Here is a 13,991-nt window from a genome sequence, read left to right as displayed (position 1 = left end):
GCACACTGATGTTGTGAAAAACATGCCCACGATGGAGCCAGGCGGTGAGCGCGGCACGCGTGCCCGCGTCGCCAGGCTGATTCTTGAGCATGGTCCCGTCGCGGCCGCCGCCCTGGGCGAGCGGCTCGGGCTCACCCCCGCAGCGGTTCGCCGTCATCTCGACGCGCTGCTGGCAGACGGAATGATAGAGCCCCGCACGGTCCGGCCGCGCGGGCAGCGCGGGCGCGGACGGCCGGCCAAGCTGTTCGCCATCACCGACGCGGGGCGCAGTGCTTTCGAGCACGCCTATGACGACCTGGCCGGGAGCGCGCTGCGCTACCTGGCCGACCGCATGGGGCAAGAAGCCGTGGCCGACTTCGCCCGCTCGCAGGTCTCAAGCCTGCTGAAGCGGCTGGAGCCGGTCATGCGGACGGTGCCGGCGGACCAGCGCGTGCAGGTGCTGGCGCAGGCGCTGTCGGCGGAGGGGTACGCCGCCTCGGCCAGCAAGGCCAAGTCGGGCGGAGACCAGCTCTGCCAGCACCACTGCCCGGTGGCGCACGCGGCCGCGGAGTTCCCGCAGCTGTGTGAGGCCGAGACGGAGGCGTTCGCGCAACTGCTCGGCACGCCGGTGCAGCGCCTGGCCACGATCGCCCACGGCGACGGGGTCTGCACGACACATGTGAGCCCGCAGAGTTTGGGCGATCCCGCACAGAGAGACAAGAGCAAGGAGACCGGAAGGTGACTGTCACCGACCGCCCGGAGCTGGAAGGCCTCGGGAATTACAAGTTCGGCTGGGCCGACCCGGATGCCGCGGGTGCGGCGGCCAAGCGCGGCCTGTCCGAGGAGGTCGTCCGCAACATCTCCGCGCTCAAGAACGAGCCGGAGTGGATGCTCGACCTTCGCCTGAAGGGCCTCCGCCTGTTCCACAAGAAGCCGCTGCCGACGTGGGGCTCCGACCTCACCGCCATCGACTTCGACAACATCAAATACTTCGTGCGCTCGACCGAGAAGCAGGCCGCTTCGTGGGACGAGCTGCCCCCCGACATCAAGAACACCTACGACAAGCTCGGCATCCCCGAGGCCGAGAAGCAGCGCCTCATCGCCGGTGTCGCCGCCCAGTACGAGTCCGAGGTCGTCTACCACAAGATCCGTGAGGACCTCGAGGAGAAGGGTGTCATCTTCCTCGACACCGACACGGGCCTGAAGGAGCACCCGGAGATCTTCCAGGAGTACTTCGGCTCCGTGATCCCGGTGGGCGACAACAAGTTCGCCGCCCTCAACACCTCCGTGTGGTCCGGTGGCTCGTTCATCTACGTGCCGCCGAACGTCGAGGTCGAGATCCCGCTGCAGGCCTACTTCCGGATCAACACCGAGAACATGGGCCAGTTCGAGCGGACGCTGATCATCGTCGACGAGAACAGCTACGTCCACTACGTCGAGGGCTGCACCGCGCCGATCTACTCCAGCGACTCGCTGCACAGCGCCGTCGTCGAGATCATCGTGAAGAAGAACGCCCGCTGCCGTTACACGACCATCCAGAACTGGTCCAACAACGTCTACAACCTGGTCACCAAGCGCGCCGTGGCCTACGAGGGCGCGACCATGGAGTGGATCGACGGCAACATCGGCTCCAAGGTCACGATGAAGTACCCGGCCGTCTACCTCATGGGCGAGCACGCCAAGGGCGAGACGCTGAGCGTCGCGTTCGCCGGCGAGGGCCAGCACCAGGACGCCGGCTCCAAGATGGTGCACCTGGCGCCCAACACCAGCTCCAGCGTCATCTCCAAGTCGGTGGCGCGCGGCGGCGGCCGTACCTCCTACCGCGGTCTCGTGCAGATCGAGGAGGGCGCCCACGGCAGCGCCAGCACCGTCAAGTGCGACGCGCTCCTGGTCGACCAGATCAGCCGCTCCGACACCTACCCCTACGTCGACGTCCGCGAGGACGACGTCTCGATGGGCCACGAGGCCACGGTCTCCAAGGTCAGCGAGGACCAGCTCTTCTACCTCATGAGCCGCGGCCTCGGCGAGGACGAGGCGATGGCGATGATCGTGCGCGGCTTCGTCGAGCCGATCGCGCGCGAGCTGCCCATGGAGTACGCGCTCGAGCTCAACCGGCTGATCGAGCTGCAGATGGAAGGAGCCGTCGGCTGATGGGCCTGAACGAGAAGCCCCTGTCGACCCTGCACGAGAAGGCGTCCTACGACCTGGCCGACTTCGAGGTCCCGACCGGGCGCGAGGAGGCGTGGCGCTTCACGCCGCTGTCGCGGCTGAAGGGCCTGCACAACGGCGAGGCGGCGTCCTCGGAGGCCGTGGGTCACGTCCGTGTGGACGTCGACGCGGCCCCCGAGGTCACCGTCGAGACGGTCGGCCGCGACGACGCCCGCGTGGGCAAGTCGTTCGTGCCGGGCGACCGGGTGAGCGCGCAGGCGTGGAACAGCTTCGAGAAGGCCACCGTCATCACGGTGCCGCGCGAGGCCGTCACGTCCAAGCACACCGTGCTGACGCTGACGGGCTCGGGCGACGGCGCCGCCTACGGCCACATCGTGGTCAAGGTGGAGCCGCTGGCGGAGGCCGTGATCGTGCTCGACCACAAGGGCAGCGCGGTCTACGCCGACAACATCGAGTTCATCGTCGGCGACGGGGCCAACCTCAAGGTCGTCAGCCTCCAGGACTGGGACGACGACGCGGTCCACGTCTCCCACCACCACGCCCAGCTCGCCAAGGACGCGACGTTCCGCAGCTTCGTGGTGACGTTCGGCGGCGACCTCGTACGCCTGTCGCCCAGCGTGTCCTACACCGCCCCCGGCGGCGACGCCGACCTGTCGGGCGTCTACTTCGTCGACGCCGGTCAGCACCTGGAGCACCGCCTCCTGGTCGACCACTCGCAGCCCAACTGCAAGAGCAACGTCGACTACCGGGGCGCGCTGCAGGGCCAGGATGCGCACGCCGTCTGGATCGGCGACGTGATCATCCGGGTCGAGGCCGAGGGCACCGACACGTACGAGCTCAACCGCAACCTCATCCTCACCGACGGCGCCCGCGCCGACTCGGTGCCCAACCTGGAGATCCTCACCGGCGAGGTCGCGGGAGCCGGGCACGCCTCCGCCTCCGGCCGCCTCGACGACGAGCACACCTTCTACCTCCAGGCCCGCGGCATCCCCTACGACGAGGCCCGCCGCCTGGTCGTGCGGGGCTTCCTCGGCCAGCTGATCGAGAAGATCCAGATCGAGGAGATCCGCGAGCGGGTCTTCGGGGCGCTGGAGGCTGAGCTCGCCCGATGAGTTTCGAGAAGGTGTGCAGGCTCGACGACATCCCCGACGAGGGGGTGCTCGGCATCGAGGTGGGCGAGACGCCGGTCGCGCTCGTGCGCAAGGGCCGCGAGGTCTTCGCACTGCACGACGTCTGCTCCCACGCCGAGGTCAAGCTGAGCGAGGGCGAGGTGTACGACGGCACACTGGAGTGCTGGCTGCACGGCTCGTGCTTCGACGTCCGCTCCGGCAAGCCCACCGGCCCGCCCGCCACCAAGCCCGTGAACGTCTACACAGTCAAGATCGACGGCGATGACGTCCTCGTCTCGCTCTCGAAGGAGTCATAAGTGTCAACCCTGGAGATTCGTGACCTGCAGGTCGCCGTCGAGGACAAGGAAATCCTGCGCGGCGTCAACCTGACCGTGAAGTCGGGTGAGACTCACGCCATCATGGGCCCCAACGGCTCCGGCAAGTCGACGCTCGCCTACGCGATCGCCGGTCACCCCAAGTACACGATCACCGGCGGCCAGGTGCTGCTCGACGGTGCCGACCTGCTGGAGCTGTCGGTCGACGAGCGGGCCCGTGCCGGCCTGTTCCTCGCCATGCAGTACCCGGTCGAGGTGCCCGGGGTGTCGGTGTCCAACTTCCTGCGCTCGGCCGTCACCGCGGTCCGCGGCGAGGCTCCCAAGCTGCGCGAGTTCGCCAAGGACCTGAAGAACGGCATGGACGCGCTGTCCATCGACCCCGCCTTCGCCCAGCGCAACCTGAACGAGGGTTTCTCCGGCGGCGAGAAGAAGCGCCACGAGATCCTCCAGATGGAGCTGCTCAAGCCGAAGATCGCGGTGCTCGACGAGACCGACTCCGGCCTCGACGTCGACGCGCTGCGCGTGGTGTCGGAGGGCATCAACCGCTTCCGCGCCTCGGGTGAGACGGGTGTGCTGCTGATCACGCACTACACCCGCATCCTGCGCTACGTGAAGCCCGACTTCGTGCACGTCTTCGCGGGCGGGCGCATCGTGGAGGCGGGCGGCCCCGAACTGGCCGACAAGCTCGAGTCCGAGGGCTACGAGCAGTACACGAAGGCATCTGCATGACTTCCATCAGCTTCGATGTGGAGAAGATCAGGAAGGATTTCCCGGTCTTCTCCCGCGAGCTGCCCGACGGGCGACCGCTCGTCTATCTCGACTCGGGCAACTCCTCACAGAAGCCCAACCAGGTCATCGAGACCATGCGGGAGCACCTGGCGTTGCACTACAGCAACGTCGGGCGTGCCATGCACGTGCTCGGGGCCGAGTCGACCGACGCCTACGAGAACGCCCGCGACAAGATCGCGGGCTTCGTCGGGGCGCCGTCCCGCGACGAGGTGATCTTCACCAAGAACGCCTCCGAGGCGCTCAACCTCGTCGCCTACTCCTTCGGCAACCCCGCCAACACCGATCCGCGCTTCACGCTCGGCCCGGGTGACGAGATCGTCATCTCCGAGATGGAGCACCACTCCAACATCGTGCCGTGGCAGCTGCTCGTGCAGCGCACCGGCGCGACGCTGAAGTGGTTCGGCGTCACCGACGACGGGCGGCTCGACTACGCGCCCGGCCTGATCACCGAGCGGACGAAGATCGTCTCGATCGCCCACCAGTCCAACGTGCTCGGCACCGTCAACCCGGTCGCCGAGGTGGCCAGGCGGGCGCACGAGGTCGGCGCGCTGATCATGCTGGACGCCTCGCAGTCCGTGCCGCACCACCCGGTCGACGTGACCGAGCTGGGCGCCGACTTCGTGGCCTTCACCGGCCACAAGATGGTCGGTCCCTCGGGCATCGGGGTGCTGTGGGCCCGGGCCGAGCTGCTGGAGGCCATGCCCCCGTTCCTGGGCGGCGGCGAGATGATCGAGGCGGTCTGGATGGACCGTTCGACGTACGCGCCGATCCCGCACAAGTTCGAGGCCGGCACGCCGCCGATCGTCGAGGCCATCGGGCTCGGCGCGGCGGTCGACTACCTCACCGAGGTCGGCATGGACGCCATCGAGGCGCACGAGCGCACGCTGACGGCCTACGCGCTCGACGCCCTGAGGGACATCCCCGGCCTGCGGATCATCGGCCCCGACTCGCTGGAGCAGCGCGGCGGCACGGTGTCGTTCGCGATCGAGGGCATCCACCCGCACGACGTCGGGCAGATCCTCGACGACCGGTTCGGTGTCGCCGTACGCGTCGGTCACCACTGCGCGCGCCCCCTGCACCTACGCTTCGGAATACCGGCGACCACGCGGGCGTCGTTCTACCTGTACAACACCACGGGCGAGATCGACGCCCTGGTGCGCGGCCTCCACCACGTTCAGAAGGTGTTCGCATAGCCATGATCGGCGAGTCGATGTACCAGGAGCTGATCCTGGAACACTACAAGCACCCGCAGGGGCGGGGGCTGCGTGAGCCGTACGACGCCGAGGTCCACCACGTCAACCCGACGTGCGGCGACGAGATCACGCTCAGGGTCAAGGTGGGCGACGCCGGCAAAGTGCTCGACGTCTCCTACGAGGGCCAGGGGTGCTCGATCAGCCAGGCCGCCGCCTCGGTGCTGTACGAGCTCGCCACCGGCTCGACGGTCGAGGAGACGCTCGCCGTGGTCGACGAGTTCACCCGGCTCATGCAGGGCAGGGGACAGATCGAGCCCGACGAGGACGTCCTCGGCGACGCGGTCGCGTTCGCGGGCGTGGCCAAGTTCCCGGCGCGCGTCAAGTGCGCGCTGCTTTCGTGGATGGCGTACAAGGACGCTGTTGTGAGGAGCGCCGAATGAGCAAGCCAGTGGAGACCCCTACCGACTTCGACGGCGACAGCAGTGTCGACGAGGTGATGGAGGCACTGAAGGACGTCGTCGACCCCGAGCTCGGCATCAACGTCGTCGACCTCGGCCTGATCTACGGGCTCAACCTCGACCCCACTGACGGCGGCAAGCCCGTGGCCACCATCGACATGACGCTGACCAGCGCCGCGTGCCCCCTGACCGACGTGATCGAGGACCAGGCCAACTCGGCGCTGGACGGCATGGTCTCCGAAGTGAAGATCAACTGGGTCTGGCTGCCGCCATGGGGGCCGGACAAGATCACCGACGAAGGGCGTGACCAGCTCCGTATGCTAGGCTTCAACGTCTGATCTTCTCGTCGCTGTCTCGGCTGGCGTCCCACGTCAGCCGCTTCAGTGTGCCAGCAGCGGGTTTTCGGAAAGTCCCGGTCCATGACGGGGAATATCCGATAACATCCCGGGCGTTGGCACGAGGTACACATACACCAACGTCTCATCGCGCGTCTCGCATCGCCTGCGGCCGGTGCCCTGGTGTATCCCCCCTCACTTTGATCCCGCCCCCATGGCGGCGGGTGCCCCTGAACGAGTGCGGCCCCGAGCCGCACGTCCCGGCTCGTCCTTTCGCAGAAGTGACGTGCCACTTCGACGGAAAGGCACGAATTTCGTGACCATGCTTGACGCTGTCATGCCCACGCTCGGTGAGACTCCCGAGCCGGGCCCGTCCGAGTTCGAGCTGCTCGGCCTGCCGAAGCCGCTCGTCACCGGACTGGCCAAGCTGGGCTTCGACAGCCCGTTCCCCATCCAGAGCGCGACGATCCCCGACGTGCTCGCCGGCCACGACGTGCTCGGCCGCGGCCAGACCGGCTCCGGCAAGACACTGGCCTTCGGCCTGCCCACCATGGCCCGCATCGCCGGCACCAGGCCCGCCCCTGGCCGTCCGCGCGCGATGATTCTCGTGCCCACCCGTGAGCTCGCCCTCCAGGTCCACGACGCGCTCGAGCCGCTCGGCCGCGGCCTCGGGCTGCGGATGAAGGTCATCGTCGGCGGCATGTCCATGGGCAAGCAGATCGAGGCGCTGCGGCGCGGTGTCGACGTCGTCATCGCCACCCCGGGCCGCCTCGGTGACCTGATCCGGCAGGGCGAGTGCTCGCTGGCCGAGATCGACGTCAGCGTTCTGGACGAGGCCGACCACATGTGCGACCTCGGCTTCTTCCCCGTCGTCACCGAGCTGCTCGCGCAGACTCCGTCCGACGGGCAGCGGCTGCTGTTCTCCGCCACGCTCGACGGCGACGTCGACAAGCTGGTGCGGCGCTTCCTGAAGGACCCGATCACCCACTCCGTGGCCCCCGCGACCTCGCCGGTCGAGACCATGGAGCACCACGTGATGCAGGTCACGCGCGACGACAAGTTCGACGTCATCGCCGAGATCGCCAACCGCGAGGGCCGTACGATCATCTTCGTGCGCACCCAGCACGGCGTCGACCGGCTCTGCAAGCAGCTGGCCCGGGTCGGCGTCAAGTCGGGCGGCCTGCACGGCGGCAAGCGCCAGAACCAGCGCACGCGCATCCTCGCCGAGTTCCGCGAGGGCGCTGTCAACGTGCTGGTCTGCACCGACGTCGCCGCCCGCGGCATCCACGTCGACAACATCAGCCTGGTCCTGCACGTCGACCCGCCGCAGGACCACAAGAGCTACCTGCACCGCGGCGGCCGTACGGCGCGCGCGGGCGAGAAGGGCACGGTCGTCACGCTGGTGCTGCCCAACGAGCGCCGCGCGACCGACGCGCTGACCCGCCGCGCCGGCATCCAGCCGTTCCGGCTCAAGGCCACCCCCGGTCATCCCCGGATCGCCGAGGTGACGGGCGCCCGCACGCCGAGTGGCGAGTCCATCCCGGTGTGGGAGCCCGACGTCCGCAAGCCGCTGCGCCCGCGCCGTGAGGGCGGCGGCGCCTCCGAGCGTCGTGGCCGTCGTGGCCGCCGTGACTTCGACGGTGACCGCCGTCCGCGCCGACACGACAACGACGGCGAGCGCTCGTTCGGGTCGGGCCCGCGCCGGCACGAGAACGGCGATCGGCCGTTCGTGTCCGGCTCGGACGACCGCCGGCCGCGCCGGCACACCGAGGGGGAGCGGCCGTTCGGCCGTCCCCAGGAGTCGCGGCCGGTCGGCGACGATCGCCGCCGCGACAGCCGGCCGCGGGGCGGCTACCGCTCCGACGACCGCCCTGTCCGCCAGGACGACCGCGGCCAGCGCGGCCCCGGCTTCCGTCCCGACGACCGCGGCACGCGCTTCGGTTCCGACCGGGGCCGTCCGTTCTCGGCCGAGCGTGACCGCGGCTTCCGGTCCGACGACCGCGGGCCGCGCGACGGCTACCGTTCCGGTGGCGGGCGCGCGGACGAGCGCGGCAACGGTGGCTTCCGCAGCAACACCGGTGGGCGCCGCTTCGAGCGCTGACCCCTGTTTCACCGCTGCCCGCCGGGCCTCCCTCGCAGGAGGCCCGGCGGGCAGCGCTGTTTTCCGGGGATTTGACCTGGGCTGTCTCGCGTGGCGGACGGGGGGCGAGGCCATCGCATGACGCAGACTAGGCTTGACACGCACGTCAGCCGACCGACGAGAGAGACCATGAAGACCTTCGAAGAGCTGTTCGCCGAGCTGTCAGAGAAGGCCAGGACGAGGCCCGCGGGCTCGGGCACCGTGGCCGCGCTCGACGCCGGCGTCCATGCCATCGGCAAGAAGGTCGTCGAGGAGGCCGCCGAGAGCTGGATGGCGGCCGAGCACGAGTCAGACGACAGGGCCGCCGAGGAGATCTCGCAGCTCCTCTACCACGTGCAGGTGCTCATGATCGCCAAGGGCATCGGCCTCGACCAGGTCTACAAGCATCTCTAGGGCGCGCCGCGCCCGCCGCCGCAGAAAGCCCCTGGAGAAGCACCATCGAGACATCGAGGACCTGACATGCTGCGTCTGGCAGTACCGAACAAGGGCGCGCTCAGCGAGGGCGCGCAGAACATGCTCAAAGAGGCCGGCTACCGGTCGCGCAGAGACAGCAAGGAGCTCGTCGTGGTCGACGAGGAGAACGGCTGTGAGCTGTTCTTCCTGCGCCCGCGCGACATCGCCGTCTACGTCGGGGAGGGCACCCTCGACGCCGGCATCACCGGCCGCGACATGCTCATCGACTCCGGCGCGCCGGTCGAGGAGATCATGCCGCTCGGCTTCGGCGCCTCCACCTTCCGCCTGGCCGCCCGCGCGGGCGCGATGACGTCCGTCAAAGACCTCGACGGCCAGCGCATCGCCACCTCCTACGCGGGCCTGCTGGAGAAATACCTGTCCGACGAGGGTGTGGACGCGCGGGTGATCAAGCTTGACGGCGCCGTCGAGACCGCGATCCGGCTCGGCGTGGCCGACGCGGTGGCCGACGTCGTGGAGACCGGCACCACCCTGCGCAACGTCGGCCTGGAGGTGTTCGGCGACCCGATCATGCGCTCCGAGGCCGTGCTCATCAAGCAGCAGGGCGCGATCGACACGCCGGGCGTCGAGCAGCTCGTACGCCGCCTGCAGGGCGTCGTGACCGCCCGCGACTTCGTCATGATGGACTACGACATCCGTGCCGAGCGCATAGAGGAGGCCATCGCGCTCACGCCCGGCATGGAGGGCCCCACGGTCTCCCCGCTGCACCGCGAGGGCTGGGTGGCGGTCCGCGCGATGGTGCGGCGCAAAGGCCACCAGCAGGTGATGGACAAACTGTGGGACATCGGCGCAAGAGCCATTCTGGTCACCGACATCTACGCCTGCCGCCTCTGACATCTTCCCGCTAGGTCACCGGCATGCCGGGCATATCGCAGCCGTGCGTAACGAAACGGTTGCCTGGCGTGGTGACGCCAGGCGGATTTGGATCATGCTCAAGCAGGGCAACCGGCGCTGGGCGGCGGGCTCGTACCGCCGCCCGGGCCTGGATCCCGAGCGTCGCCGTCAGGTCGCGGCAGGCCAGTCACCGTGCGCGGTGGTCCTGTCGTGCATCGACTCCCGTGTGCCGCCCGAGGTCGTCTTCGACGTCGGACTCGGCGACCTCCTGGTCGTCCGTACGGCCGCGCACACTCTCGACTCCCTCGTCACGGCCGCCGTCCAGTACGGCCCGCAGGCCCTGTGCGCGCCCCTCGTGGTCGTGCTGGGCCACCAGCGCTGCGGCGCGGTCACCGCGGCCGCCGAGGCCTTACGCGGGCGGGAGACGCTGCCCGGCGCGCTGCCCCACCTCGTCGCGGCGCTCGAACCCGCCTACTCCACCGCCGACGGCCAGGTCGAGCCCATGGCGCACGCGCACATCCGGCGTACCGTGGCCCTCCTGAGGGCCGATCCCCTCCTGCACGGCGCGGCCACCATGATCGGCGCGTACTACAGCCTCGACACGGGACTGGTGAGCCGCGTGGTCTGACAAATGTCATGGCCTAAGACGTCGTCTCATTTGGCGAGTTGGCAGTAGCGAACGAGGGCGGCGGCCATGCCAAAGTCGGTCACTCGAAGGGGTACGGCTGTGCGACCAACCGCTCCCCCCGGCGCCATGGCGATGACGCCGACGAGATGCGAGACGGCAACGTCTGCCCCGCCTGCTGAGGTCATCGATCCAATGTCATCATGGGTGAGTGGTCGTAAGGGATAACCTCGACTCTTTGTTGACGATTCTGGAATCGTTGCGGGGTCCGTTGACCGGGTACTGCTATCGCATCCTCGGTTCCTCAAGTGAGGTCGACGACGCCGTGCAGGAGACGATGGTGCGGGCGTTGCGGGCCATCGAGGGCTACGACCCGGATCGAGCGGGGCTCTCAACTTGGGTGCATAGGATCGCCACGAATGTCTGCCTTGACATGATGCGAAGCGCAGAGCGACGGGCGTTGCCGTGGGACATGGGGCCGGCATCGAGCGGCAACACTGACATCGGAGTCCCTCTTCCGGCTGCGCGGTGGGTGGAGCCGCTGGCGGACTCTCGATTGATGGGAACTGTCGACCCGGCGTCCCTCGCGATGCGACATGAGACGCTGCGCCTGGCCTTCATCACCGCTCTGCAGTGGCTGCCGCCACGTCAGCGTGTTGTGCTGGTGCTGCGGGACGTCCTCGGGTTCACCGCCGCGGAGGCCGCCGATGTCATGGAGACGTCGGTGGCGGCGGCGAACAGTGCACTACAGCGAGCGCGGGCAACGCTAGAGAAGCACCGACCGCATCCCACTGATGTGCCGGAGCTGGACAATGTGACTCAGCGCGATCTTCTGCAGCGCTATGTGCAGGCGTTCCAGACGCACGACGTCCACGAACTGGTCGCTGTGCTGGCCCACGATGCCCGGTCGGGGATGCCGCCTTTCCTGTGGTGGCTGGACGGGCCGGCCCATATCGCTGCGGCGATGGCGGGGTCGGATGCCTGCGCTGAGGACCGTCTCCTCCTCGGCGGGTCAGCCAACGGGTGCTGGACGCTCGGTCAGTATCGGCCAGACCAGAACGGGGTCCTGATGCCCTTCGCCCTCTTGGTGCTCGAACTGCGGGACGGGCGCATCAGCGAGATCGCCACGTTCCTGGGCCATGGTGACCGCTTCGGCGAGTTCGGTCTGCCTGAACTGCTCGAACCCTGATTCAGAAGAACCGATGAGTCCAGCCGCCTTCCGTCGTATAAGGGGCGACACGTCCACTACGACCAGAAGGCCACGTTCATGTCATCGATCGACGCAGACCTGAAGCAGCACATCCACGCCGAGAGAGAGCGACTGGCCAGTCTGCTCGCCGGACTCTCCGACAAGGGGTGGGACAGCCCGTCCCTGTGCTCGGGGTGGCGGATTCGTGAAGTCGTCGCTCACATCACCGCGCCGTTCCGCACGAACCTACCCCGGCTCGTGGCGGGACTGGCCGCGGCGCGGTTCTCCTTCGATCGGTACGCCGACCGGGCCGCCCGCAAGGACACCACCCGTATGTCCGATGCCGAACTCCTCGAATGTCTGCGCGCCAACATCACCAACGCGTGGCAGCCACCAGGCGGGGGGCCTGCCGGCGCACTGAGTCACGACACCATCCACGGCCTTGACATCACCGAGCCGCTGGGGCTGCCGTCGCCTCCGGTCGAGCGCGTGGCCCTCGTGCTGGCTACCGCGAACGACCGGAGCCTGTCCTACTTCGGGGTCGACCTCACGGGTATGCAGTTGCGTGGCACTGACGCCGACATACGCCTGGGCGAGGGTGAGCCCGTCGACATGCCAGTCAAGGACATCCTGCTGACCATCACCGGACGACGGCCGCTGCCGCGGCCCCGGACCGCCTCGCTGACGCGAGAGTGATCGGGTGAGCACCGTGCATGATCTACGCAGCCTGGCACTCAGTCTGCCGGACACGACGGAGGGAACTCACTTCAAACGGCCCACGATCCGGATCCAAGGCAAGAACGTGATCGGCGTCGAGGGAGAAACCCACGTCACCTTTGCCCTGCCGGCTGAGGCTGCCGAGGCAACCGCCTTGCAGGCCCCGGCGTCCATTGAGTTGATCGAGCGGAACGGCAAGCCGATCGGCGTCCGAGTCGAACTCGCCCGATGTAGTGCCACCTTTCTCGCAGAACTCGTCCGCATTTGCTGGTCACACGTCAAGGGAATGAACCCTCCGAGACCCTAACGGCGACTTAAGCCGGATGGATCGCACTAACCGCGCAAGATCCCCGGCCATAGCGTTCTGAACATGAACGCCATCGTGTCGACCACGTCAGCAAGCTCTACGGGACGTGCCCGCCGTGGACGACCTCTCACTCGCCATCGAGCCAGGCACCACCGTGGCCCTGCTCGGCCCGAACGGCGCGGGCAAGTCGACCTCCGTCAAGCTCCTGCTCGGCCTCCTCGCGCCCACGCGCGGCCGGATCACCCTGAACGGCCGCACTCCCGCCGAGGCGGTGCGGGCGGGCGAGCCGGGAGCCATGCTCCAGGACGGCGCGCTCATCCCCGAGCTGTCCGTCAAAGAGCTCGTCGACCTGGTACGACGCCTCTACCCGCGCCCGCTCGCCCTGGACGAGGTGCTCCGGCTCGCCGACCTGTCCGAACTCGCGGACCGCCGGGCCGGCAAGTTGTCGGGCGGGCAGGCGCAGCGCGTGAGGTTCGCTCTCGCGATCGCCGGAGCGCCCAGGATCCTGCTGCTCGACGAGCCCACCGTGGCCATGGACGTCGAGTCGAGGCTGCGCTTCTGGGCCGGCATGCACGACTACGCGGCCGGATGCAGGACCGTGCTGTTCGCCACCCACTACCTGGAGGACGCCGACGAGGACGCCGACCGGGCGGTCGACGTCGCCGGGGGCAGGCTCGCGGCCGACGGCACCCCCGCCGAGATCAAGGCGGCCGCCGGCGGCCGGAGCGTGCGCTTCTCGCTCCGCGACCAGCCGGCCGCCGGGCTCGGCCTGCTGCCGGGCGTCAGCGCCGTCGAGATCGCCGCGGGCGTCGCCACGCTGCACACCTCGGACGTGGACGCCACCCGCGCCGGGCTCTACCGGGGCACCACGCTCGACGTACGCGACGTGTGCCTGCCGGACGCCGGCCTCGAACCCGCCTTCCTCACCCTCACCAGGGAGTCCTGATGCCGCACTACGCCAAGACCGAGGCCCTGCGCCTGCTGCGCAACCGGCGCCACATCATCTTCGTCGTCGCCTTCCCCGTCATGCTCTACCTGATCAACGCCAACATGTACGGCCGGCAGATCGATCCGGGCGGTGTGACGTACAGCGTGGTGATCATGGTGTCGATGGCCGCGTACGGGGCGCTGTCCGCCGCCGTGATGAGCACGGCGGTGCCGTGGGCCGTGCGCAACTACCTGTCGTCGGCCATCCAGGAGACCGGTGCCCGCAACCGGATCGAGGCCGTGCGGCACGCCCGCGCCCGGGGCTGGCTCTAGTAGCGCAGCTCGGCCAGGACCGCGTAGTGGTCGGAGGCCGGCTCGGGGCCGTCGCCGACGATCCGGCAGCTCAGCGGGTGG

The 13,991-nt window shown here is 68.8% G+C and carries 17 protein-coding genes; all 17 read left to right on the top strand.

Annotated elements, in window-relative coordinates:
* The first annotated feature begins 22 nt into the window (after positions 1-22).
* A complete protein-coding gene (locus tag E1286_RS20610; RefSeq protein ID WP_132614967.1) occupies positions 23-721 on the top strand; it encodes a helix-turn-helix transcriptional regulator in 699 nt (232 codons plus the stop codon).
* The gene (gene sufB, locus E1286_RS20605) at positions 718-2,130 is read left to right on the top strand and encodes a Fe-S cluster assembly protein SufB (protein WP_132614919.1); all 1,413 of its coding nucleotides are present in this window, start codon (positions 718-720) and stop codon (positions 2,128-2,130) included. Before E1286_RS20610 ends, sufB begins: the two co-directional genes overlap by 4 nt.
* Complete coding sequence (gene sufD, locus E1286_RS20600; protein ID WP_132614917.1) at positions 2,130-3,260, top strand: Fe-S cluster assembly protein SufD; 1,131 nt, start codon at positions 2,130-2,132, stop codon at positions 3,258-3,260. Before sufB ends, sufD begins: the two co-directional genes overlap by 1 nt.
* The gene (locus E1286_RS20595) at positions 3,257-3,574 is read left to right on the top strand and encodes a non-heme iron oxygenase ferredoxin subunit (protein WP_132614915.1); all 318 of its coding nucleotides are present in this window, start codon (positions 3,257-3,259) and stop codon (positions 3,572-3,574) included. Before sufD ends, E1286_RS20595 begins: the two co-directional genes overlap by 4 nt.
* Positions 3,575-4,321 (top strand): Fe-S cluster assembly ATPase SufC, encoded by a 747-nt coding sequence (gene sufC, locus E1286_RS20590; RefSeq protein ID WP_132614913.1) that lies wholly within the window; start codon positions 3,575-3,577, stop codon positions 4,319-4,321.
* On the top strand, positions 4,318-5,574 hold the full coding sequence (locus tag E1286_RS20585; RefSeq protein ID WP_132614911.1) for a cysteine desulfurase: 1,257 nt from the start codon (positions 4,318-4,320) through the stop codon (positions 5,572-5,574). Before sufC ends, E1286_RS20585 begins: the two co-directional genes overlap by 4 nt.
* 2 nt (positions 5,575-5,576) lie before the next feature.
* On the top strand, positions 5,577-6,014 hold the full coding sequence (gene sufU / locus E1286_RS20580) for a Fe-S cluster assembly sulfur transfer protein SufU (protein ID WP_132614909.1): 438 nt from the start codon (positions 5,577-5,579) through the stop codon (positions 6,012-6,014).
* A complete protein-coding gene (locus E1286_RS20575) occupies positions 6,011-6,370 on the top strand; it encodes a metal-sulfur cluster assembly factor (protein WP_132614907.1) in 360 nt (119 codons plus the stop codon). Before sufU ends, E1286_RS20575 begins: the two co-directional genes overlap by 4 nt.
* 319 nt (positions 6,371-6,689) lie before the next feature.
* Positions 6,690-8,468 carry a DEAD/DEAH box helicase gene (locus tag E1286_RS20570; protein ID WP_132614905.1) on the top strand — a complete coding sequence of 593 codons (1,779 nt, stop codon included), beginning with the start codon at positions 6,690-6,692 and terminating at the stop codon, positions 8,466-8,468.
* A 168-nt stretch (positions 8,469-8,636) separates the two neighbouring features.
* Entirely contained in the window at positions 8,637-8,900 is a 264-nt protein-coding gene (locus tag E1286_RS20565) for a phosphoribosyl-ATP diphosphatase (protein ID WP_020547470.1), read from the top strand.
* A gap of 66 nt (positions 8,901-8,966) precedes the next feature.
* Positions 8,967-9,812, top strand: a complete 846-nt coding sequence (hisG, locus tag E1286_RS20560; protein ID WP_132614903.1) for an ATP phosphoribosyltransferase — start codon at positions 8,967-8,969, stop codon at positions 9,810-9,812.
* A gap of 94 nt (positions 9,813-9,906) precedes the next feature.
* Positions 9,907-10,440, top strand: a complete 534-nt coding sequence (locus E1286_RS20555) for a carbonic anhydrase (protein WP_132614901.1) — start codon at positions 9,907-9,909, stop codon at positions 10,438-10,440.
* A gap of 235 nt (positions 10,441-10,675) precedes the next feature.
* A complete protein-coding gene (locus tag E1286_RS20550; RefSeq protein WP_246075004.1) occupies positions 10,676-11,626 on the top strand; it encodes an RNA polymerase subunit sigma-70 in 951 nt (316 codons plus the stop codon).
* Positions 11,627-11,704: 78 nt separating this feature from the next.
* On the top strand, positions 11,705-12,322 hold the full coding sequence (locus E1286_RS20545; protein ID WP_132614899.1) for a maleylpyruvate isomerase family mycothiol-dependent enzyme: 618 nt from the start codon (positions 11,705-11,707) through the stop codon (positions 12,320-12,322).
* Positions 12,323-12,326: 4 nt separating this feature from the next.
* A complete protein-coding gene (locus E1286_RS20540; protein ID WP_132614897.1) occupies positions 12,327-12,650 on the top strand; it encodes an MmcQ/YjbR family DNA-binding protein in 324 nt (107 codons plus the stop codon).
* Positions 12,651-12,765: 115 nt separating this feature from the next.
* Positions 12,766-13,596, top strand: a complete 831-nt coding sequence (locus tag E1286_RS20535; RefSeq protein WP_246075003.1) for an ABC transporter ATP-binding protein — start codon at positions 12,766-12,768, stop codon at positions 13,594-13,596.
* Positions 13,596-13,910 (top strand): helix-turn-helix domain-containing protein, encoded by a 315-nt coding sequence (locus E1286_RS50330; protein WP_132614893.1) that lies wholly within the window; start codon positions 13,596-13,598, stop codon positions 13,908-13,910. The genes E1286_RS20535 and E1286_RS50330 overlap by 1 nt, the downstream gene beginning before the upstream one ends.
* The last annotated feature ends 81 nt before the right edge of the window (positions 13,911-13,991 follow it).

Source organism: Nonomuraea terrae (genome assembly GCF_004348995.1).
Taxonomy (GTDB): Bacteria; Actinomycetota; Actinomycetes; order Streptosporangiales; family Streptosporangiaceae; genus Nonomuraea; species Nonomuraea terrae.
This window is presented reverse-complemented; position numbering and strand designations above follow the sequence as displayed.

What these genes read in the sequence shown, in the direction of transcription:
- E1286_RS20610 (WP_132614967.1), top strand. Translation starts at nt 23, where the DNA reads ATGCCCACGATGGAGCCAGGCGGTGAGCGCGGCACGCGTGCCCGCGTC.
- sufD (WP_132614917.1), top strand. Translation starts at nt 2,130, where the DNA reads ATGGGCCTGAACGAGAAGCCCCTGTCGACCCTGCACGAGAAGGCGTCC.
- E1286_RS20595 (WP_132614915.1), top strand. Translation starts at nt 3,257, where the DNA reads ATGAGTTTCGAGAAGGTGTGCAGGCTCGACGACATCCCCGACGAGGGG.
- E1286_RS20585 (WP_132614911.1), top strand. Translation starts at nt 4,318, where the DNA reads ATGACTTCCATCAGCTTCGATGTGGAGAAGATCAGGAAGGATTTCCCG.
- sufU (WP_132614909.1), top strand. Translation starts at nt 5,577, where the DNA reads ATGATCGGCGAGTCGATGTACCAGGAGCTGATCCTGGAACACTACAAG.
- E1286_RS20575 (WP_132614907.1), top strand. Translation starts at nt 6,011, where the DNA reads ATGAGCAAGCCAGTGGAGACCCCTACCGACTTCGACGGCGACAGCAGT.
- E1286_RS20570 (WP_132614905.1), top strand. Translation starts at nt 6,690, where the DNA reads ATGCTTGACGCTGTCATGCCCACGCTCGGTGAGACTCCCGAGCCGGGC.
- E1286_RS20565 (WP_020547470.1), top strand. Translation starts at nt 8,637, where the DNA reads ATGAAGACCTTCGAAGAGCTGTTCGCCGAGCTGTCAGAGAAGGCCAGG.
- hisG (WP_132614903.1), top strand. Translation starts at nt 8,967, where the DNA reads ATGCTGCGTCTGGCAGTACCGAACAAGGGCGCGCTCAGCGAGGGCGCG.
- E1286_RS20555 (WP_132614901.1), top strand. Translation starts at nt 9,907, where the DNA reads ATGCTCAAGCAGGGCAACCGGCGCTGGGCGGCGGGCTCGTACCGCCGC.
- E1286_RS20545 (WP_132614899.1), top strand. Translation starts at nt 11,705, where the DNA reads ATGTCATCGATCGACGCAGACCTGAAGCAGCACATCCACGCCGAGAGA.
- E1286_RS50330 (WP_132614893.1), top strand. Translation starts at nt 13,596, where the DNA reads ATGCCGCACTACGCCAAGACCGAGGCCCTGCGCCTGCTGCGCAACCGG.